The 19,960-nt window shown below is 72.7% G+C and carries 18 protein-coding genes; 12 read left to right on the top strand and 6 right to left on the bottom strand.

Translation table 11 applies throughout. The features are described from left to right. Position 1 precedes the first annotated feature (1 nt). The gene (locus ACFY3L_RS38795; RefSeq protein ID WP_389336189.1) at positions 2 to 1,429 is read left to right on the top strand and encodes an MFS transporter; all 1,428 of its coding nucleotides are present in this window, start codon (positions 2 to 4) and stop codon (positions 1,427 to 1,429) included. A 151-nt stretch (positions 1,430 to 1,580) separates the two neighbouring features. Further along, the gene (locus ACFY3L_RS38790) at positions 1,581 to 2,543 is read left to right on the top strand and encodes a zinc-binding alcohol dehydrogenase family protein (RefSeq protein ID WP_389336186.1); all 963 of its coding nucleotides are present in this window, start codon (positions 1,581 to 1,583) and stop codon (positions 2,541 to 2,543) included. A 186-nt stretch (positions 2,544 to 2,729) separates the two neighbouring features. On the opposite strand, the gene ACFY3L_RS38785 is transcribed toward ACFY3L_RS38790, so the two are convergent. Continuing rightward, a complete protein-coding gene (locus ACFY3L_RS38785) occupies positions 2,730 to 3,542 on the bottom strand; it encodes an alpha/beta hydrolase family protein (protein ID WP_389336183.1) in 813 nt (270 codons plus the stop codon). Positions 3,543 to 3,640: 98 nt separating this feature from the next. On the opposite strand from ACFY3L_RS38785, the gene ACFY3L_RS38780 reads away from it, so the two are divergent. Both ACFY3L_RS38780 and ACFY3L_RS38775 read left to right on the top strand, forming a co-directional pair. After that, complete coding sequence (locus ACFY3L_RS38780; RefSeq protein ID WP_389336180.1) at positions 3,641 to 4,042, top strand: hypothetical protein; 402 nt, start codon at positions 3,641 to 3,643, stop codon at positions 4,040 to 4,042. Positions 4,043 to 4,412: 370 nt separating this feature from the next. Then, positions 4,413 to 4,913 (top strand): hypothetical protein, encoded by a 501-nt coding sequence (locus tag ACFY3L_RS38775; protein ID WP_389336177.1) that lies wholly within the window; start codon positions 4,413 to 4,415, stop codon positions 4,911 to 4,913. A gap of 360 nt (positions 4,914 to 5,273) precedes the next feature. Here ACFY3L_RS38775 and ACFY3L_RS38770 read toward each other — a convergent pair whose 3' ends face one another. Then, positions 5,274 to 6,209 (bottom strand): NADP-dependent oxidoreductase, encoded by a 936-nt coding sequence (locus ACFY3L_RS38770; protein WP_389336174.1) that lies wholly within the window; start codon positions 6,207 to 6,209, stop codon positions 5,274 to 5,276. A 101-nt stretch (positions 6,210 to 6,310) separates the two neighbouring features. On the opposite strand from ACFY3L_RS38770, the gene ACFY3L_RS38765 reads away from it, so the two are divergent. Beyond that, the gene (locus tag ACFY3L_RS38765) at positions 6,311 to 7,276 is read left to right on the top strand and encodes a GlxA family transcriptional regulator (RefSeq protein WP_389336171.1); all 966 of its coding nucleotides are present in this window, start codon (positions 6,311 to 6,313) and stop codon (positions 7,274 to 7,276) included. Here the strand turns inward: ACFY3L_RS38765 and ACFY3L_RS38760 are convergent. Then, positions 7,240 to 8,583 carry a hypothetical protein gene (locus ACFY3L_RS38760; RefSeq protein WP_389336168.1) on the bottom strand — a complete coding sequence of 448 codons (1,344 nt, stop codon included), beginning with the start codon at positions 8,581 to 8,583 and terminating at the stop codon, positions 7,240 to 7,242. The two genes, ACFY3L_RS38765 and ACFY3L_RS38760, sit on opposite strands and share 37 nt — an antisense overlap. Then, positions 8,580 to 9,845, bottom strand: a complete 1,266-nt coding sequence (locus ACFY3L_RS38755) for an ROK family transcriptional regulator (protein ID WP_389336166.1) — start codon at positions 9,843 to 9,845, stop codon at positions 8,580 to 8,582. The genes ACFY3L_RS38760 and ACFY3L_RS38755 overlap by 4 nt, the downstream gene beginning before the upstream one ends. A 294-nt stretch (positions 9,846 to 10,139) precedes the next feature. Between ACFY3L_RS38755 and mmsA the strand changes: the two genes are divergently transcribed. The 5 genes from mmsA to ACFY3L_RS38730 all read left to right on the top strand — a co-directional run bounded on the left by mmsA (position 10,140) and on the right by ACFY3L_RS38730 (position 16,913). Then, complete coding sequence (mmsA, locus tag ACFY3L_RS38750) at positions 10,140 to 11,720, top strand: multiple monosaccharide ABC transporter ATP-binding protein (protein ID WP_389336163.1); 1,581 nt, start codon at positions 10,140 to 10,142, stop codon at positions 11,718 to 11,720. Further along, positions 11,717 to 13,015, top strand: a complete 1,299-nt coding sequence (mmsB, locus tag ACFY3L_RS38745) for a multiple monosaccharide ABC transporter permease (RefSeq protein WP_389336160.1) — start codon at positions 11,717 to 11,719, stop codon at positions 13,013 to 13,015. Before mmsA ends, mmsB begins: the two co-directional genes overlap by 4 nt. 55 nt (positions 13,016 to 13,070) lie before the next feature. Then, positions 13,071 to 14,183 (top strand): substrate-binding domain-containing protein, encoded by a 1,113-nt coding sequence (locus ACFY3L_RS38740; protein WP_389336157.1) that lies wholly within the window; start codon positions 13,071 to 13,073, stop codon positions 14,181 to 14,183. 131 nt (positions 14,184 to 14,314) lie between these two features. Further along, positions 14,315 to 15,538 carry an ROK family protein gene (locus ACFY3L_RS38735; RefSeq protein ID WP_389336154.1) on the top strand — a complete coding sequence of 408 codons (1,224 nt, stop codon included), beginning with the start codon at positions 14,315 to 14,317 and terminating at the stop codon, positions 15,536 to 15,538. A 160-nt stretch (positions 15,539 to 15,698) separates the two neighbouring features. Beyond that, complete coding sequence (locus ACFY3L_RS38730) at positions 15,699 to 16,913, top strand: M48 family metalloprotease (RefSeq protein WP_389336151.1); 1,215 nt, start codon at positions 15,699 to 15,701, stop codon at positions 16,911 to 16,913. Positions 16,914 to 16,964: 51 nt separating this feature from the next. Here ACFY3L_RS38730 and ACFY3L_RS38725 read toward each other — a convergent pair whose 3' ends face one another. Then, positions 16,965 to 17,843 (bottom strand): hypothetical protein, encoded by an 879-nt coding sequence (locus tag ACFY3L_RS38725; RefSeq protein WP_389336148.1) that lies wholly within the window; start codon positions 17,841 to 17,843, stop codon positions 16,965 to 16,967. Beyond that, positions 17,840 to 18,232, bottom strand: coding sequence for a hypothetical protein (locus ACFY3L_RS38720; RefSeq protein WP_389336146.1), 393 nt, complete (start codon positions 18,230 to 18,232; stop codon positions 17,840 to 17,842). The genes ACFY3L_RS38725 and ACFY3L_RS38720 overlap by 4 nt, the downstream gene beginning before the upstream one ends. A 143-nt stretch (positions 18,233 to 18,375) precedes the next feature. Between ACFY3L_RS38720 and ACFY3L_RS38715 the strand changes: the two genes are divergently transcribed. Both ACFY3L_RS38715 and ACFY3L_RS38710 read left to right on the top strand, forming a co-directional pair. Beyond that, on the top strand, positions 18,376 to 18,732 hold the full coding sequence (locus ACFY3L_RS38715; protein WP_389336143.1) for a YciI family protein: 357 nt from the start codon (positions 18,376 to 18,378) through the stop codon (positions 18,730 to 18,732). Positions 18,733 to 18,803: 71 nt separating this feature from the next. Beyond that, on the top strand, positions 18,804 to 19,955 hold the full coding sequence (locus tag ACFY3L_RS38710) for an RNA polymerase sigma factor (RefSeq protein WP_389336523.1): 1,152 nt from the start codon (positions 18,804 to 18,806) through the stop codon (positions 19,953 to 19,955). The last annotated feature ends 5 nt before the right edge of the window (positions 19,956 to 19,960 follow it).

Here is a 19,960-nt window from a genome sequence, read left to right as displayed (position 1 = left end):
GGTGCCGGTTGAGGGTGTCAGGGCGCGGTGGGTCGTCGCGGTCTGCCTCGGTGCGGGGTTCACCACGCTGCTGGACCAGTCGGTGCTGAACGTCGTGGTGCCCGCGCTGCGCGGCTCGTTGCACGCCGGCACCGCGTCGCTGCAGTGGATCCTCGCCGGGTACTCGCTGACGTTCGGGCTGGCGCTGGTGCCCGCGGGACGGCTCGGCGACCTGTACGGCCGGCGGTCGCTCTTCGTCGGCGGCCTCACCGTGTTCGCCGCGGGTGCGCTCGTGGCCGCCACCGCCGGGCACGGCTGGGTCGTCGCCGCGGCCAGGCTTGTGCAGGGCTTCGGCGCCGGCATCGTCAACCCGCAGATCATCGGGCTGTTCCAGGACCTCTTCCGCGGGCGTGACCGGGCCCGCGCGCTCGGAGCGTACGCCTTCGTCGGCGGGGTCGCCGGCATGCTGGGACCGCTGCTCGGCGGGGCGGTCCTGCAGGCGGCCGGGCCGGGGTCCGGCTGGCGGCTGGTCCTGCTGGCGAACCTGCCGTTCGCGGTCGTGACGATCCCCCTCGCGCTGCGGTTCCTGCCCGCCGGGCGCCCCGCGGGGCACACCGGCGACCTCGACCTCGGCGGCCTGCTGCTGCTCGGCGGCACCACCCTCGCCGCGCTGCTGCCGCTCGCCGGCACGGGCGGTGGCGCCTGGTGGCTGCTCGCGGCGGGCACGGGCCTGGTGGCGTTCCTCGCGTGGGAGCGCCGGTGGACCGGGCTCGGCCGCACCGCGATCCTGCTGCCGTCGCTGACCCGCAACCGCGGCTACGTCCTCGGCGTGCTCGTGGCCATGTGCTACTTCGGCGCCACCCTCGCCCTCAACCTGGTGCTGTCGCTGTTCCTGCAGGACGGCCTGCACTACTCGCCGCTCGCCGCCGCGGCGATCGCGTTGCCGAGCGCGGTCGGCTTCACGCTGACCTCGGCGCTCGCCTCGGGGCTGCGGCGGCGGGGCACCACGGTCGCGCTCGGCGTCGCGGTCGCCAGCATCGCGGCCGCCGTCGCCTCGGCCGAACTGCTACCGCCGGGGCGGGTGGTGTGGGCCCTCGCGGTGGCGCAGTTCGTGACGGGGGCGGCGGGCGGCTTCGTCAACTCGCCGAACCAGGCGCTGACGCTGTCCCACGCGCCGCCGGGCGTCAACGGGCTCAGCGCCGCGCTGCTGCAGCTGTCGCAGCGGCTCGCGGCGAGCGTGAGCATCGCGGCCGTCAGCGGCATCTTCCTCGCGACGGCGGCCGCACCCGGTGGTCCCTCCGCCGCGATGGCCCGCGGGGCGGCGCTGTGCCTGGGACTCGCCACGCTCGGCCTGCTCTTCGCCGCCCTCGACCGCGACCGCCCCCGGGATGCGCCCGACCCGTCGCTCGTCGCGGCCGGGCGCTCGACGCGGGCGCCGTCCGGGGACTGACCCCGCGCGGGCGTGCGGCATGCGGTCGTCGTCCACCCGGCCACGCCGCCCGCGTTCCCGCAGCCTGGCTCTCCCATGTACCGCCCGGACCCGGCCGCCGGCGCCTGGCGGCGGATCCTGGAGCTGATCGGGGCCTCGTAGGGTTGGCCGCATGCGCGCCATCCGCTGCGACCGCTTCGGCGGCCCCGAGGTCCTTTCGCTCACCGACGTCCCCGACCCAGAGCCCGGCCCCGGTCAGCTGCTCGTCGAGGTCAGCGCCGCCGGCGTCAACTACGCCGACACGTCTCGCACGCTCGGCACGTACAGCGGCGGCCAGACCCTGCCCTTCATCCCCGGCACCGAGGTCGTGGGGCACACCGCCGGCGGCAGGAGGGTCGCGGCGCTCACCTTCGCCGGCGGCGGCTACGCCGAGCGCGCCGTCGTGTCCACTGTGGACGCCGTGGACGTGCCGGCCGCCGTCGCCGACGGTGCCGCGCTCGCGCTGCTGGTGCAGGGCCTCACCGCGTGGCACCTGCTGCACGGCAGCGCCGCCCTGCGCCCCGGCGAGACCGTCGTCGTCAACGCCGCCGCCGGCGGCGTCGGCACCCTCGCGGTGCAGCTGGCCCGGCACCTCGGCGCGGGCCGGGTCATCGCCGCCGCGTCCAGCCCCGCGAAGCGCGACCTCGCCGTGTCCCTCGGCGCCGACGCGGCCGTCGACAGCGACCCCGACGGCTACCCGGCCCGCGTCCTGGCCGCCAACGGTGGCGCGCCGGTCGACGTCGTGCTGGAGTCGACCGGCGGGCCAGCGTTCACCGCCGCGCTCGAGGTCCTCGCGCCGCTCGGCCGCCTCGTCACCTATGGCGACGCGTCCCGCCGCGGCCGCCCGCCCGTCGACCCCGCGATCCTCGCCGACCGCAGCATCGCCGTCGCCGGCTTCTGGCTCCGCCCCGTCCTCACCCGCCAGGGCGCGTTCGCCGGACCGCTCGGGCAGCTGCTCGACCTGACCGCGGCCGGGGTGTTGCGGCCCCGGGTCGGGGCGGCGTACCCGCTGCACGACGCCCGCCGCGCGCACGAGGACCTGCTGGCCCGCGGCACCACCGGCAAGCTCGTCCTCACCGTCGGCCGGCCTGGCTGAGCTACGCCGACAAGCTCGTCCTCACGGTCGGCCGGCCTGGCTGAGCTACGCCGGCAAGCTCGTCCTCACCGTCGGCCGGCCTCGCCGACGGTGTCGAGGGGGCGGACAGCGGGACTCGTTTGCCCGGAGCGGACCGTCCTACCGTCCTACCGTCCTACCGTCCTACCGTCCTACCGTCCTACCGTCCTACCGGGCCGGCGGGGCGAGGTGGCGGTCGAGGAAGGCGATGACGGTGGTGGCGAGCTCCAGGCGGTGATCGGAGAGGGCGTGGTCCGTCGGGAAGAGCGTGTGCTCGAGCAGGAGGTGCGGCTGCTGCTCGTACGCGCGGACCAACGGCACATGGTGGACCTCGTGCGGGGTGACGGGGTCGCGGCCGGTGCCGATCAGCAGGACCGGGCGGCCCTCGAAGGCCGGGGCGAGGCCCGCCAGGCGCCAGGCGGGGCCGGCGGCGGTCATCTCGCGCACAAGGGCCTCGCCGCTGGTGCCGCGCAGCGGGAGCAGGTCGCTGCCGAGCGCCTCCACGCACTCGGCGCGCACCACCGGATCCGCGCACAACTGCGCCGCGGTGCCGACGTCGAACCCGGCGACGGACACGGTCGCGCGGACGGCGGGGTCGGCGGCGGCGGTCATCAGCGCGGCGAATCCGCCGAGGCTGTGGCCGGCGACCGCGACCCGCGACGGATCCAGGCGGTGCTCGGCCGCGAACGCCTCCTCGCGGACGGCGGCCACGACCGCGGCCGAGTCCTCCAGGACGTGCCGCCACGAATAGTCGCCGCCCATGCCCCACGAGCCGCGGTAGTGGAAGACGAGCGCCGCGTAGCCCGCCCGGCGCAGCGCCTGCGCGAGGTCGAAGTTGCGCTCGTTGCCGGGGAAGCCGTGCAGGAGCACGACGACCGGGTGCGGCCCGTCTCCGGCGGGCAGGTGCAGGACGCCGGCGAGGCGCTCGCCGCCGCTGGTGAAGCTGACCGCGGGCGTGCCGGCGTACGGGGGCGTCGTCATCGTCCGGACGCTAGCACCCGGCGGTCGTCGCGCGGCGAGTTGTCCAACGGTGTCCAACGAGGCGTCATCGACAGATGTCACATCGACACAATGCACGCATGGCGGCGGTACAACTCGTACATGATGAAGCGTTCTGGAACTACCGGGAGCAGACCCGGCAGCACGGCGCGCAGCAGCGCACCGGACGGTTACGGGCCTGGCGGGAGGACGGCGGGCGGCTGCTGGCGATGCTGACCGTCCAGCCGTACTTCGAGGACTACGGTTGCACGATCCCGCAGCAGGTGCGGGCCAGGTTCCCGTTCTCGGGGCGGCTCGTCGACGTGGTCTCCTACGAGCCGGGCTGGTGGGGCGGCAGCTGCCGGTATCACATCGCGGACCCGGCGCACGCGAGCGTGCAACGGTGGAAGTCGGTGGACGCGCGCTCGGTCGCCAGGCGTCTGGGGCCGGGGTTCCTGATCGACGACGAGGCGGACACGACCTTCGGCCGGCTCGGGGCGTGAGGTCGTCGCCCCTGCCCTGGTGGCGGAAAAATCGGTTAAAACCGCATATATCCGGTTTGGCATCCGTAGCGTCGGGTTGATGAGGATGGTTCACAGGCTGGTGGGCGCTCTGGCCGCCCTCGCGGTGACCGGTGCCCCGGCACTCTCCGCGCCCGCCACCGCACTCGTTCCCGTTCCCCCTGCGGCTTCCCCGTCTCCGTTGCCGTCGTCGGCGCTGTCTTCACCTTCTTCGCCTTCTTCGCCTTCTTTGGCTCCGGCGGCTCCGGCTCCATCTTCGGCTTCGGCTCCGTCTTCGTCGGCTCCTTCGGGTTCGGCTTCGGAGGACCTTCGGCCGGCGCTGCTGACCGCGGCGGATCTGCCCGATGGGTTCGTGCCGATCGCCGCGGCCACCAACGACGACGGCGCGGTCACGCTCGGCGGCAACTTTCCAGGCTGCCCCTCGCTGGACCCCGTGACCGGCGACGGCACCACGGCCGCCGCCGTCACGTACAGCAAGGGCGCCGTCGGGCCGTACCTGACGCACGCGCTCGTGCACTTCCCGGCCGGCGGCGCCGCGACGGCGATGGACCGGCTCGCCGCCGCGGTCACCACGTGCAAGTCGTTCAGCCAGGAGCTCGCCGGGATCACGGTCCGCTTCACGCTCGCCCCCGCCGAGGTGCCTCCGACGCTCGGCCAGCGCGCCTTCGGGGTACGCATGACCGGCGACACCGACTTCGGCATCGCGGTCACCGCCGACATCGTCGCCGTGCACCGCGGCGACTTCGTGCTGTGGCTCAACGACATGACCGTCGGCACCACACCCGCCGGTATGGTCACAACCCTCGCCAAGACCGCAGCCGACCGCTGCGCGACCCGCGTGAAGGGCTGCTGACCCGCGCCCCTGCCAAACCCTGCTGCCCTGCGATTTCATCGACGCCACGGCAACGTACTACGATGTGTAGCGGGACAGCTCCGCGGCGAAATCGCGATTTGGTGAGCGGTGTTACCGTGTGAGGGTCGGAACACGTCACGGGCGTCGGTCTCTTCACCGACTCCGCGGCCAACGATTCCGCGGCTCTGGAACTGCTGGCTCTAGGAACTGCTGCTCAGGAGCTGCTGGCTCTCGGACTGCGGCTCCCGGACTGCGGCCCAGGAACCGCTGGCTCTCGGGCTACTGCTCGGGAGCTGCAGGCTCTCGGACTGCGGCTCTGGAACCGCTGGCCCAGGAAACGCTGGCCCAGGAGCTGTCGGCTCAGGAGCTGCTGACGGCGAGGACGACCTTTCCGGCCGAGCGGCCGGTCGCGACGAGTTCGTGGGCCCGCGCGACCTCCTCCAGCGGCAGGACGGTGTCGACCACGACCCGCAGCTCGCCCTTGTCGACGAGGTCCGCGAGGGACCGCAGCCCCGCGTGGTCGGGCTGCACGAGCAGGAACCCGGCCCGGCGGCCCTGCTGCCGTGCCTCGTCCGCCAGGTACGCCTCGGCGGGCGAGGCGAGGGACACCAGGATGCCGCCGGGGCGCAGGGTGCGCAGGGAGCGGGGGCCGTACTCGCCGCCGATCGGGTCGACCACGACGTCCAGGTCGGTGGCGACGTCCTCGAACTTCACGGCGGTGTAGTCGATCACCTCGTCCGCGCCGAGATCGCGGAGCAGGTCGTGCTTGGCGGCGCTGGCCGTGCCGATGACGTGCGCGCCGCGCGATTTCGCGATCTGCACCGCGAGGTGGCCGACGCCGCCGGCGGCCGCGTGGATCAGGACCCGCTGGCCCGGGCGGACGTCCGCGGTGTCGACGACCGCCTGCCACGCGGTCAGGCCGGCCAGGCCGAGGCCCGCGGCCTCCACATGGGACAGTCGAGCCGGCTTGCGGGCCAGGTGCCGGGCCGGTGACGTCACGAAGTCCGCGTACGTGCCGGCGGCCTCCGGCAGGCGCGGCATGCCGAACACCTCGTCGCCCGGCCGCAGCCAGGTCACGCCGAGGCCGGTCTCCTCGACGACGCCGGACACGTCCCAGCCGAGCCGGACCGTGGTGCCGAGCAGGCCGCCGGTCGTGCGGTGCCACAGGTCGGTGGGGTTCACCGCGGTCGCGTGGACGCGGACGAGGACCTCCGAGATCCCCGGCTGCGGGCGGTCCACCTCCACGACCCGCAGCACCTCGGGCCCGCCGAACCCGTCTTGACCGATCGCGCGCATTGTTGCTTCCCATCTGTTCGACGAAGTGTGCGCGTTCAGCGTCGCCGTGACTGGGGCCGCTTTCGAGTGGCCACATTGCCAGTATGTGCAAAGATCTGGCCATGGCAGCCAGTGTGCACCGTGTCGTCGTCCTCGCCCTGGACGGGGTGTATCCGTTCGAGCTGAGCATTCCGAGCAGGATCTTCGGCACCGCCGGGCCGCTGCTGTACGAGGTGCTGACGTGCAGTCTCGACGGCGCTCCGGTCCGCACCGGCTACGACTTCGACGTCGCGGTCCAGCACGACGCGTCCGTGATCGGCACCGCCGACACGCTGGTAGTGCCGCCGTTCGTGTGCGCGCCCGAGGGGCCCCGCGACTGGCTGCCCGCTCCACTGGCGGCGGCGCTGCGGCGGCTGCGTCCCGGCGCGAGGATCGTGTCGATCTGCACCGCCTCCTATGTGCTCGCCGCGGCGGGGTTGCTCGACGGCCGCCGCGCCACCACGCACTGGAACGACGCCGAGCACTTCCAGCGCACGTTCCCTCAGATCGACGTCGACGCGTCGGTACTGTTCATCGACGACGGCGACGTGTTGACAGCGGCCGGCGCCGCCTCGGGGATCGACGTGTGCCTGCACCTGATCCGGCGGGACCACGGCAGCGCGGTCGCCAACCGGGTCGCCCGGCTCTGCGTCGTGCCACCGTGGCGGGAGGGCGGGCAGGCGCAGTACATCGACCGGCCGGTCCCGGCACCGTCCACGGCGACGACGGCGGCGACCCGGCAGTGGGCCCTCGGCCGCCTCGACCGTCCGATCTCCCTGGCCGAGATGGCGGCGCACGCGCGGATGAGCGTGCGGACGTTCTCCCGCCGCTTCCGCGAGGAGGTCGGCATGACTTCGGGGCAGTGGCTGACCCGCCAGCGGGTCGAGCATGCCAGGCGCCTGCTGGAGACGACCGACCTGCCGGTCGACCGGGTCGCCGCGGAGTCGGGCTTCGGCACCGCCGCCTCCATGCGCCAGCACCTCGCCGGCGCCATCGGCGTCCCGCCAATGGCCTACCGCAACACGTTCCGCGCGTCCGCACCTGCCTGACCCAGTGCTCCGGCAGCGGCGCCGGAAGGGGCGGCCTCGGAAGCCGCCGCCTCGGACGCGATGGCATCGGCGGCGGCGGTACGGAACTGCTGCGTCTCGACGACCCACCGGACACGGTCCCGGTCGCGTTGCGGCATCCGGGTCAGCAGATCGGCGATGTAGCCGGCGGGGAGGACGGTAATGAGCCCGTCGCTGGGCAGGGCCGCGAGCACCAGCGCCGCGGCGTCCGGGGCGAGCGCGGTCAGGAACCGGGCGGCGACGTCAGGCGGTCGCCACTTCAGGTGCTGGGCGGCCCGCAGGGGTGTCATCGCCGCGAGCCGCGCCACGGCGTCCCCGAAATCCATCAGCAGCAGGATTTCCGTACGTGCGGGGCGGGGGAACCGGGCGGCGGCCGCAGCGGGTGGTACGGCGGCGAGCAGGCGGGCGGCAAGGGGCTCCGGCATCGCGTTGAACATCCAGGCCGCCGAACGCGCATCCATGGCGGCGATCGCACCGGCCAGCGTGGCGACATCCGGCATCGCACGGCCCGCCGGCAGCGGCCCGGACACCATGGCCTCGGCGATTCGTGCTGCTGGGGCAGCTTCGAGGGCCTCGAACACCGCGGCCAGGCGCGGCACGTCGAGGCCGGCGAGCTTCTCGGCGGCGACGGCCGGGGACAGCGCGGCGAACTCCGCGGCGGGCCGTGGATGGGTGATCGGCACGCCGTGCGTCCGGCGCCAGCGCCGCCACGAGCGGGTCGTCAGGTTGGCGGCGGGATGGTCGAGCAACCACAGCAGGTAGCCGACGCGGAATCGGACGGCCTGGTCGGGCGAGCCGGCCGCGGCCCGCAGGCGGTCCCGCAGCGACGGGCCGTCGAGAAACCGGGCCAGCTTGACGTGCCGGCGTCCAGAGTGGACGTGGTGCGGTCCGGTGCCGGCGTGGACGGCGTCGAGCACCAGATCCTCCAGCACGGCCCGGGCCTGCTCGGACGCGCCGTGGCGGATGAACGCGTCACCGGGCCAGGCGCCGCGCGGCCAGCGGGGGACCACCCGGCTCCATTCGGCCGGGAACTGCCGCTGCCACTGTACGAACAGCAGCGCGTACGGTTCGAGCGCGCGCAGCTCGCCGGCGGTCAGGCCGGTGGTGTACGCGGCGTACGCGGCGACCGGGTCGGCGAGGGTGCCCGTCGGGTGGGACTCGTAACGCCGCCAGAGCAGCGCGACGTGGCGCTCCACCGCGGCGGCCCGGGCGGCGGGGTCGGTGGAGACGAGGTCGAAGACCCACGCGTACGCGGGCAGGGTGCGCAGGTCGAACCGGCCCTCGGTCACTCCGACAGCAGGGCGGAGACCTGCGGGGAGAACGTCGCGTGCAGGACCAGCGCCGCACCGCCCACGACGGCGGCGTCGACGCCGAGGGGGGACAGGGCGACGTCGACGACACGGATGTGGCGGGCCAGGGGACGGGTGGCGAGGGCGCGGACGACGGCGTCGCGGAAGTGGTCCTCGACGTGGCGGATGCCGTGGCCGCCGAGGATGACCAGGTCGACGTCGATGATGTTGACGACGTTGACGACGACGGTGGCGAGGTGCTCGGCGGCGGCGTCGATGACGGAGGCGGCCAGGGGATCGCCCGCGGCGGCGGCGAGGCAGATCGCTGGATGGTCGACGGCGGACGGGTCGGCGCGGAACGCGGCGGCGAGCGACGACTCGGCCACCGAACCGACGGCGGGCGGCGCTCCGGCAACAGCACCAGCGGGCGACGACCCGGCAACAGCACCCGCAGCGGGCGATGACCCGGCGGCGAGGAGGCGGTGCGCGGCGGCGACGATCGCGGGCGGGTTGACCAGGCTCTCCAGGCAGCCGCGGTTGCCGCAGTAGCAGCCCGGCCCGTCGTCGGCGACGGTCGTGTGGCCGAACTCCGCGGCGTTCATCGAGCCGCCGCGGAAGACCTGGTGCCCGAGGACCAGGCCGCCGCCGACGCCGGTGCCGAGGTGGAAGTAGGCGAAGTTGGCGACGCCGCGGCCGGCGCCGGCCCAGCGTTCGCCGACGGCGGCGGCGGTCGCGTCGTTGTCGAGCGTGACGTCGAGCCCGGTGGCGGTCGCGAGCATCTCCTTGATGGGCACGCGGGTCCAGTTGGCCAGCTGCGGCGGTGAGATGACCATGCCGACGTGCTGGTCGATGGGGCCGGGGGCGGCGAGGCCGAGGCCGAGGACCTGGTCGCGCTCGACGCCGGCCTCCCGCAGGACCTCGTCGACGAGCTCGGCCATCGCGGCGGTCACCACGGCCGGCTCCGCGGGGCGCGGGGTGGGGCGGCGGGCCGTGACCAGGGGACGGCCGAGGAGGTCGACGACGACCGCGGCGAGCTCGACCGGGTCGAAGTGCAGGCCGACGGCGCGGCCGGCGTCGGCGTTGATGCGCAGGACGGTGCGGGGCTTGCCGCCGCTGGAGGAGCGGGCGCCGTCCTCGTGCACGATGCCCTCGTCGATCAGCCGGCGGACGATGCCGGAGACGGTCTGCGGAGTGAGCCCGGTGTGCTGTGCGATCTCCACGCGGCTGACGCCGTCGGCGAGCTGAATCTGATCCAGCACCACAGCCCGGTTGTATTGCCCTACTTTAGGGAGGTTGGTCCCTACCTGTCGCACCCGCTACCGCCTTCGCACCCGTTGCTGATCACATCCTCTCCCAGGACGTTGACTTTGTAAAACAATTTGATTTACGCTCGGACACACGCAGCTCACCGCCCAGACACGAGACCGTGCCTCGCGAGGCAGCGTCATTACCGGATTGTTACCAACCAGTCCAGCTGGCAGCTTTGCAAAGTCTGCGATCTGAAATAAGTTGGTCGCCACAACAAATGTGCCAACTGGCGTTCCCCCGGAGGCAACATGACGAGCAGCGCTCCGGTCTTGCTGGAGATGCGGTCGATCACCAAGGAGTTCCCCGGCGTCAAGGCGCTGTCCGACGTCAACCTGGTGGTCCGGTCCGGCGAGATCCACGCCATCTGCGGCGAGAACGGCGCCGGCAAGTCCACTCTGATGAAGGTGCTCAGCGGTGTCTACCCGTATGGCTCCTACACCGGAGACATCGTTTACCAGGGGCAGGAGACGCGCTTCTCGGACATCCGGGCCAGCGAGCACGCCGGCATCGTGATCATCCACCAGGAGCTCGCACTCGTCCCGGGGATGTCGATCACCGAGAACCTGTTCCTGGGCAACGAGCCCCGCAGGTTCGGCGCGATCGACTGGCAGGCCGCCAACAAGAAGGCCTACGAGCTCATGGCGCTGGTCGGCCTCAAGGAAGACCCCGACACCCTCATCAAGGACATCGGCGTCGGCAAGCAGCAGCTCGTGGAGATCGCCAAGGCGTTCGCCAAGGACGTGAAGCTGCTGATCCTCGACGAGCCGACCGCCGCGCTCAACGAGAACGACTCCCGCCACCTGCTGGACCTGCTGCTCGGGTTCAAGGAGCGGGGCATCACCTCGATCATGATCTCGCACAAGCTCAACGAGATCGAGGCGATCGCCGACACCATCACGATCCTGCGCGACGGCAAGACCATCGAGAGCCTCGACGTCAAGGGCGACGGGGTCAACGAGGACCGCATCGTGCGCGGGATGGTCGGCCGCGACCTGAGCAGCCGGTTCCCCGACCACACGCCCAACATCGGCGAGGTGTTCTTCGAGGTCCGCGACTGGACGGTCCGGCACCCGATCTCCGCCGACCGCCTCGTGTGCAAGGGCTCGAACTTCACCGTCCGGCGCGGCGAGATCGTCGGCTTCGCCGGCCTGATGGGCGCCGGCCGCACGGAGCTCGCGATGAGCATCTTCGGCCGTTCCTACGGGCAGTGGCTGTCCGGCCACATCTTCAAGGACGGCCAGGAGATCCAGCTCAAGTCGGTCGCCGACGCGATCAAGGCGGGCCTGGCCTACGTCAGCGAGGACCGCAAGGCGATCGGCCTCAACCTCCTCGACGACATCAAGACGTCGATGGTGGCGGCCAAGCTGTCGAAGATCTCCCGGCACGGCGTGCTCGACCAGGTCAAGGAGCACACCTACGCCGAGGAGTACCGCAAGAGCCTGCGGGTCAAGACGCCGACGGTGGACGAAGGCGTCACCAAGCTCTCCGGCGGCAACCAGCAGAAGGTCGTCCTGGCCAAGTGGATGTTCACCGACCCGGACCTGCTGATCCTCGACGAGCCGACCCGCGGCATCGACGTGGGCGCCAAGTACGAGATCTACGGCATCATCCAGCAGCTCGCCGACCAGGGTAAGGGCGTCATCGTCATCTCGTCCGAGCTGCCCGAGCTGATCGGCCTGTGCGACCGCATCTACACGGTGTTCGAAGGCGCCATCACCGGCAACATCGACCGCCGCGACGCCAACCCGGAACTCCTCATGAAGCAGATGACCTCCGCGAAGAACCAGCCGACCACGAAGCCGACCATGAAGAAGATGCCGACGTCATGAGCCGATTCAAAGACCTGCAGAAGAACCTCTTCGGGGGCACCACCTCCAACGCCCGGCAGTTCGGGATGATCTTCGCGCTCCTGGCGACCATCCTGTTCTTCCAGTTCAAGACCGACGGGCTGACGCTGACGTCCGGCAACCTCATCAACGTCGTCAGCCAGTACTCGTACATCCTGATCCTGGCCATCGGCATGCTGATGGTCATCGTCGCCGGCCACATCGACCTGTCCGTCGGGTCGGTCGCCGCCTTCGTCGGGATCATCGTGGCCAAGGTCATGAAGGAATGGGACCTGCCCTGGTGGGCGGCCATCCTCTTCGGCCTCGGCGTCGGCGCGCTGGTCGGGGCGTGGCACGGCTTCTGGGTCGCCTACATCGGCGTGCCCGCATTCATCGTGACCCTGGCCGGCATGCTGCTCTTCCGGGGCGCCAACCAGTACATCGGCAACGCCGACTCGGTGCCGGTGCCGGAGGCGTTCAAGAAGATCGGCGCCGGCTACCTGAGCGAGATCGGGCCCGACACCGGCTACAACAACCCGACACTGCTCCTGGGTTTGGCCGCCTGCCTCGCCGTGGCCTACCGGGAGTACCGGTCCCGGCAGGTCCGCCTCGCGATGGGCGCCGAGCCGACCCCGGTGTGGGTGTCGCTGATCCGCCTGGCCGTCATGCTCGGTGTGATCGTCTTCGCCACGCTGCGCTTCGCCGGCGGCCGGGTGGGCACCAGCTTCCCGATCTCCGGCATCATCCTGGCGGCGCTGGTCCTCGCGTACTCCTTCTACACCCGCAACACGGCCGGCGGCCGCTACATCTACGCGGTCGGCGGCAACTCCCGCGCCGCCGAGCTGTCCGGCGTGAAGCTCAAGCGGGTCAACTTCTTCGTCATGATGAACATGTCGGTGCTCGCCGCACTCGCCGGCATGATCTTCGTGGCCCGTTCCGGGGCCTCCGGCCCGCAGGACGGTCTCAGCTGGGAGCTGGACGCCATCGCGGCCGTCTTCATCGGCGGCGCGGCGGTCTCCGGCGGCCTCGGCACCATCAGCGGCTCGATCGTCGGCGGTCTGGTCATGGCCCTGCTCACCAACGGCCTCCAGCTGCTCGGCACCGGTGCGGACAAGACCCAGATCATCAAGGGTCTGTTCCTGCTCGCCGCCGTCGCGTTCGACGTCTACAACAAGAGCCAGGGTCGCTTCTCGATCATCGGATCGCTGAGCAAACCCTTCCGCCGGGAGTCAACCGGAGGTCCGTCCGCACCATCCGGAACCGGACAAGAGGCCGCCAAGACCCCGGTGGCCGGCTGACGCCCTGTCCCGCCCCAACACCCGCACCTCCATCCGAAGAAAGGCAATCCAGAACATGCGCAAGTTCCTCACCAGGAGCCTCGCCGTCAGCGCGGTCGCTCTGCTCGCACTCGGCACCGCCGCCTGTGGCGACTCGGAGCGCGAGGGCAGCAGCAGCCCGAGCGGTGCCGCCGCCAAGGGCTTCGCCGCCGACTCGCTGATCGGTGTCGCGCTGCCGTCGAAGACGTCGGAGAACTGGGTGCTCGCCGGTGACCTGTTCACCAACGGCCTCAAGGACGCCGGCTTCAAGTCCGACGTGCAGTACGCCGGTGCCTCGACCACGGTCGCGGACCAGCAGGCGCAGATCTCCGCCATGGTCACCAAGGGCGCGAAGGTCATCGTCATCGGCGCGACCGACGCCGCGCAGCTCTCGACCCAGGTCAAGGCGGCCAAGGACGCGGGCGCCAAGGTCATCGCCTACGACCGGCTCATCACCCAGACGCCGGACCTGGACTACTACATCGCGTTCGACAACTTCAAGGTCGGCCAGCTTCAGGGCCAGGCCCTGCTGGACGGCATGAAGGCCAAGAAGGCGACCGGCCCGTGGACCATCGAGCTGTTCTCCGGCTCGCCGGACGACAACAACGCCGGGGTGTTCTTCAACGGCGCGATGGACGTGCTCAAGCCGCTCATCGACAAGGGTGACGTCATCGTCGGCTCCGGCCAGAAGGACGTCAAGCAGACCGCGATCCAGGGCTGGAAGGCCGAGGGTGCGCAGCAGCGCATGGACTCCCTGCTGACCTCGACCTACACCGCCGGCAAGACCCTCGACGGCGTGCTCTCCCCGAACGACACCCTGGCCCGCGCGATCATCACCTCGGTGAAGGCCGCCAACAAGCCGATCCCGGTCGTCACCGGCCAGGACTCCGAGGTCGAGTCGGTCAAGTCGATCATGGCTGGCGAGCAGTACTCCACGATCAACAAGGACACCCGCAAGCTGGTCGCCGAGACGATCAACATGGTCAAGGCGCTGCAGGCCGGTAACGAGCCGACCATCAACGACACCAAGTCGTACAACAACGGCGTCAAGATCGTCCCGTCCTACCTGCTCCCGCCGGTCATCGTGACGAAGGCCAACGCCGCCGAGGCGTACGCCAACGACCCGAAGCTGTCCCCGCTCACCAAGTAAACCGAGCGATCCGGTAACACAGCGATCGCTGTACACGGCGATCAGGTAACACGAGGCAACTCACCGTCGTGGGCCCCCGGAACACGGTTCCGGGGGCCTGCGGCCGCTCTAGGGAGCGAAGGGAGCGATCCGTGTCCACGAGCCCCCAGCGAAGCACCCCGACCCAGGAATCGGTCCGGCGACAGAACCTGGGCGCGCTGCTGCGATACGTCCACGTCAGCGGCGACACGTCCCGCGCCGAGCTGACCAACCAGCTCGGCCTCAACCGCAGCACCATCGGCGCGCTCACCGCGGACCTCGCCGGCGCCGGGCTCATCGACGAGGGCGCCCCGCAGGAGACCGGCCGGGCCGGTCGGCCGTCGCTGGTCGTGCGGCCGAGGTCGTCGCGGGTGTACGGCTACGCGATGAGCATCGAGGTCGACCGGCTGCGCGCGGCGCGGGTCGGGCTCGGCGGCAAGGTCCTCGACAGCCGCGAGCTGCCCCGCCCGCACGGCACGGCGGTCCGGGACACCGTCGCGACGCTCGCCGGGTTCGTCCGCGACATGCAGCGCACCGTGTCCGCGTCAGGGTCCGCGTCAGGGTCCGCGTCAGGGTCCGAGGCCGCGTCTGGGTCCGGCGACGCGGTCTTCGTCGGCAGCGGCATCGCCGTGTCCCGCATGATGCGCCACACCGACGGCACCGTCCGCATGCTGCCCGCCGGGGCGCGGCTGGGGTCCGATCCCGACCAGTGGTCGGAGCTGGGTCTGGGCAGGGCGCCGCTCGTCGGCAACGTGGCGGACCTCGCCGCGCTCGCCGAGCACACCCGGGGCGCCGCCGCAGGCCTCGACAACGTCGTGTACCTGCACGGCGACGCCGGGATCAGCGCCGGGATCATCGCCGGCGGCCGGCGCGTCACCGGGCACGGCGGTCACGGCGGCGAGGTCGGGCACATGGTCGTCAACCCGCAGGGCCGCGACTGCGGCTGCGGATCGCGGGGCTGCTGGGAGACGGAGATCGCCCGGCACGTGCCGCTGGACCGCGACAGCGTCCGCGCGGCGGTCGAGGCGGCCCGGCGCGGTGACCCGCCCGCGCGTGCCGCGGTGCGCCAGGCCGCGGACTGGCTCGGCTTCGGGGTCGCCAACCTGGTCAACATCTTCAACCCGACGGCGGTCGTCTTCGGGGGCGCGCTGCGGGAGCTGTACCTGACGGGCGCCGCCCACGTCCGGGGCCGCCTCTCGACGATGGCGCTGCCCGCCTGCCGGGAGCACGTCCGGCTGCGGACGCCGCTGCTCGGGGACGACGCCCCGCTGGTCGGCGCGGCCGAGCTCGCCTTCGAGCGCCTCCTCGCCGACCCCCTGGAAACCGCCGACAACTGACCCGGAAACCGCCGACCGCGGACCTGGAAGCCGCCGACTGCCGACCCGGAAGGCGTCGGCAGCCGACCCGGAAGCCGCCGACCGCTGACCTCTGGAATCGGGCTACGGTGGCCGTCCGGGGGGCAACAGGATCGTCGCCGCTGCCGCAGAATGATCCGCCGTGACCCTCGAACGGTGCCCGCACTGCGACCACGACCTCGTCACGACCGGCACGGCGCCCGTGTGGTGCCCCGCGTGCGAGTGGAACCTCGGCGCGTTCGACGGGCGCCGGGCGCCGCGGACATGGGGGCTGCGGGCCGGCGACCGGGCCGACCACTGGCTGGCGTTCCGTCTCAACCGCCGCCTGTACGACTCCCTCGCCGGCCACGACGTCGGCGGGCGCGGCAACCCGGTGGCCCGCATCGCGATGCTCCTGCTCGCCGCCCCCCTCGCGCTGGTCCCGCCGCTGGTGCTCGTCGCCGGCGTCTACCTCACGGTCGGCGGCGTCCCGTTCGGCCCGATCATCGGCCCGGTCCTGCTCATCGGCCTGATCTCGGCGGCCTGGCCGCACCGCCGCGACCAGCATTGGCAGCCGTGGATCGTCGACCGGGCCTCGGCACCGGCGCTGTTCGGCCTCCTCGACCGGGTCGCCGCGGCGGCCGGCGCGCCGATGCCGCACGAGGTGCGACTGGACCACGACCTCAACGCGTACGTCAGCGTGCGCGGACTCCGCAGGCGCCGGACGCTGTGCATCGGGCTGCCGCTGTGGGCGTCCCTCGAGCCGCAGGAGCGGATCGGGCTGCTCGCGCACGAGTTCGGGCACTTCGTGAACCACGACGCCCGCCGGGGGCTGGTCGTCCGCACCGCCATCCGGGTCCTGCGGAACCTGCTCGACACGCTCGCCGCCGCCCTCCGGATGAGCATCTGGACGCTGCCGCTGGTCGTCGTCGTGAGCCCGGTGCTGTGGCTGCTGTCCACGGCGCTGCTGGTCCTGTCCGGCCGGGACAGCCAGCGCGCCGAGTACCTCGCCGACCAGATCGCCACCCGGGTCGCCGGCTCCGCGGCGATGGAGGGCCTGTTCGACGGCCAGGTCGTCGCCGGCGGCCTGCCGGCCGCGATGACGGCCGGGCACCACCGCCACGCCGACCCCCACGCCTGGCAGGCCGCCGCCGGCCGGCTGCGCGGCGCGGCGACCCTGGACACCGAGCGGACGCTCACCCTCAGGCACCAGGCGGCGCTGCTGTACTCGCACCCGCCGACCGGGCTGCGCCGGCGGATGGTCCGGTCCTGGGCCGTCCAGGAGCCGCGGGTCGCGCCGTCCGAAGCGGAGTGGACGGCGATCGACCGCGACCTGAGCCCGTGGTACGCGAAGCTGGCCGCCCGCATCCGCGGCTGAGGTCATGCGTGACCGGACGGCGGTGGCCCGGCCGGACGAAGCGGCAGGGGACTAGGTGACCACCGCGGTCAGGGAGTCGAAGTCGTCGGCGTCGGCGGCGTCCATGTCCGCGGGTTCGGTGGTGAAGAGGGTGACGGTGGCGCCGGCCGTCAGTGACTCCCGCAGCGCCGTCAGGTCCTCCCCGGGCTGGACGCGGTGCCAGCGGCGCTGCCCGCCCGAGCGCTCCAGCAGCGGCAGCGCCGTGCCCGCCGCGGCCACCCGGTCGGCCACCTCCGACCACCACGCGTCGCCCGCGACGGGCCGCGGCGGCACGACGGGGACGGCGCGTTTCGACATCTCGAGCAGGCTCGCCCGCTCCTGCGGCCGGCTCCGCCGCGGCGCCAGGCCGGAGCGCAGCAGCGCGGCGTACATCCGGCGGCGGACCCCGAACACGGCCACGCCGAGCAGCACCACCAGCGCCAGCCGGGCCACCAGGATCGGGATCATCCACCGCAGGCGCACCTCGAAGTCGTGCGGGGTCAGGAGATACGCCCGGGGCAGCGTCGCCCCCGCCACGAGGGTGGCCGCGGCGCCGACCTGGAACGCGGTCAGCGTGCTGGTGCGCAGGACCGCGGCGGGCTCCTCGCCGAGCTCTCGCACGGTGGCGGCGCCGAGCAGGAACCAGCCGACGACGGCGGCGAGCAGGACGAAGAACAGCACCATCTCGGCCGTGCCGAGCCTCTGCCCGGCCACCAGCGTGTGCAGGTCGGGCGCCGGCAGCGCGGCGCGGATCCGCAGCACGTAGGCCAGGTCGTCCGCGGCCACGGCGGCGAAGACCCCCGCGACGGCGAGCAGGGCCCACGTGGCCCACTCGACCCGCGCGCCCGCCCCGCCCGCGGCGAGCCGGAACGGCGGCGGGACCGCCGCGCCCGCGTCAGCGTCCTGCGTCATACCCGCCACCCTCCCGCCACCGCGTGGAGCCGGTCGGCCGCGGCCACGTCACTGGTCCTGACCGCCCAGTGGTCACCGGAGACCAGCGCCGCCGGCAGGCCCGCGAAGCCGTCGGCGATCACGGTCAGCCGCTCCGACTCGACCCAGGCGTCGCGCTGGGCGTCGTCGTCGAACGTCGCCACCGTGACGTCGAAACCGTCCTCTTCGCAGACGACCTTCTCCCGCGTCCCGGAGGAGTGCTTCGGCTCCGACGGCGGGCAGCCGAGGAACGTGGCCAGGGTGGCCGCCGACGGCACGTCGGCCGCGTCGGACTCACGGCCGGACGCGATGCCGTAGGCCGCGATGACCGCGACGGCGACCAGCGACCACAGGAAGCGTTGGAAAGACACGCGCGCACTGTACCGGCGCAAGGTCCTCTACGGTGGCCCTCGGGTTGGCCGACCCGCTCGGCTGTGGTTTCGCCGCCACCTGTCGATTTCGGTATCGCGTGGATCGTCGTACAGGGAAACGGCCGCACGGAAAGGGACCGCACATGGCGAAGTATCTGGTGCTCATCTACGGCGACGAGCAGCGCTGGGACGCCGAGAGCCCGCAGGAGCGTCGCGCCAAGGACGAGGGGCACCGGGCGTTCGCCGCCACCGGCGGCGCCCGCGTCCTCGGCGGGCACGAGCTGGAGTCGTCCTCGACGGCGACGACGCTGCGCGGCAACGACGGCGGCGGGCTGCTGACGACCGACGGCCCGTTCCTGGAGGCGAAGGAGGCCCTCGGCGGCTTCTACGTCATCGAGGCCGCCGACCTCGACGCCGCGATCTCCCTGGCGGCGCTGCTGCCGGAGCTCTCCTCCGGCCACGGCGGCGTCGAGATCCGCCCGATCGTGGACCACGGGTGAGCGACCCGGAGCACGGCGATACGGCCGCTCACCGCGCCGTCGCCGACGCGCACCGTCGCGAGTGGGCCCGCGTGCTCGCCGCGACGGTGCGGGTCACCCGCGATCTCGACCTCGCCGAGGAGTGTGTCCAGGAGGCGTACGCGCAGGCCCTGCGCTCGTGGCCCGCCGACGGCGTCCCGGCCCGCCCCGGCGCGTGGCTCACGACCGTCGCCCGCAACCGCGCCCTCGACGCGCTGCGCCGCGAGTCGGCCCTGCGCCGCGCGCTGCCGCTGCTGGTGCCGGCGGTCGAGGAGCCCGCGCCCGACGGCCGGCTCGAGCTCATCTTCACCTGCTGCCACCCGGCGCTGTCGCGGGAGGCGCAGGTCGCGCTGACGCTGCGGCTCGTCTGCGGGCTGACGACCGCCGAGGTGGCGCGGGCGTTCCTCGTGCCGGAGGCGACGATGGCCGCCCGGGTGACCCGCGCCAAGCGGAAGATCAGCGCCGCTCGCATCCCGTTCCGCGTGCCGTCGCCGGACGAGCTGCCCGTGCGGGTCGGCGCCGTGCTCGACGTCGTCCATCTCGTCTTCACCACCGGCCACACCGCGCCCGTCGGTGACCAGCTGGTCCGGCAGGACCTGGTCGACGCCGCGATCGGCCTGGCCCGGGTCCTGCGGCTGCTGGTGCCGGGCGACGCCTCGGTCGCCGGCCTGCTGGCGCTGATGCTGCTGATCGACGCCCGCCGGGCCACCCGCAGCGCCGGCGGCCGGCTGCTCCTGCTGTCCGAGCAGGACCGCGCCCGCTGGGACACCGCCCAGATCCGCGAGGGCACCGACCTGCTGACCTTCGCGCTGCGCCGCCACCCCCCGACCCGCTACGCCGTGGAGGCCGCGATCGCTGCCGTCCACGCCGAGGCACCCTCGTGGGAGGCGACCGACTGGCAGGAGATCGTCGCGCTGTACGACGTGCTGCTGCGCCTCTGGCCGTCCCCGGTCGGCGCGCTGAACCGCGCGGTCGCCGTCGGCCTGCGCGACGGTCCCGAGGCGGGGCTGTCCGCGCTCGCGCCGCTGCTCGGCTCGCCGTCGCTGGCGACGTACGCCTACCTCAGCGCCGCCCGCGCCGACTTCCTCCGGCGCCTCGGCCGCCTGCCCGAGGCCGCCGCGGCGTACACGGAAGCCCTGGCCCTCGCGGGCAACGACGTCGAGCGCGCCTTTCTCGAAGCACGCCTCGCCGCACTCACACCGTGACCGGG

Source organism: Dactylosporangium sp. NPDC000521 (assembly GCF_042898305.1).
Taxonomy (GTDB): domain Bacteria; phylum Actinomycetota; class Actinomycetes; order Mycobacteriales; family Micromonosporaceae; genus Dactylosporangium.
The sequence above is the reverse complement of the archived record's forward strand: the minus strand, read 5'-3'. Positions and strand labels throughout refer to the sequence as shown.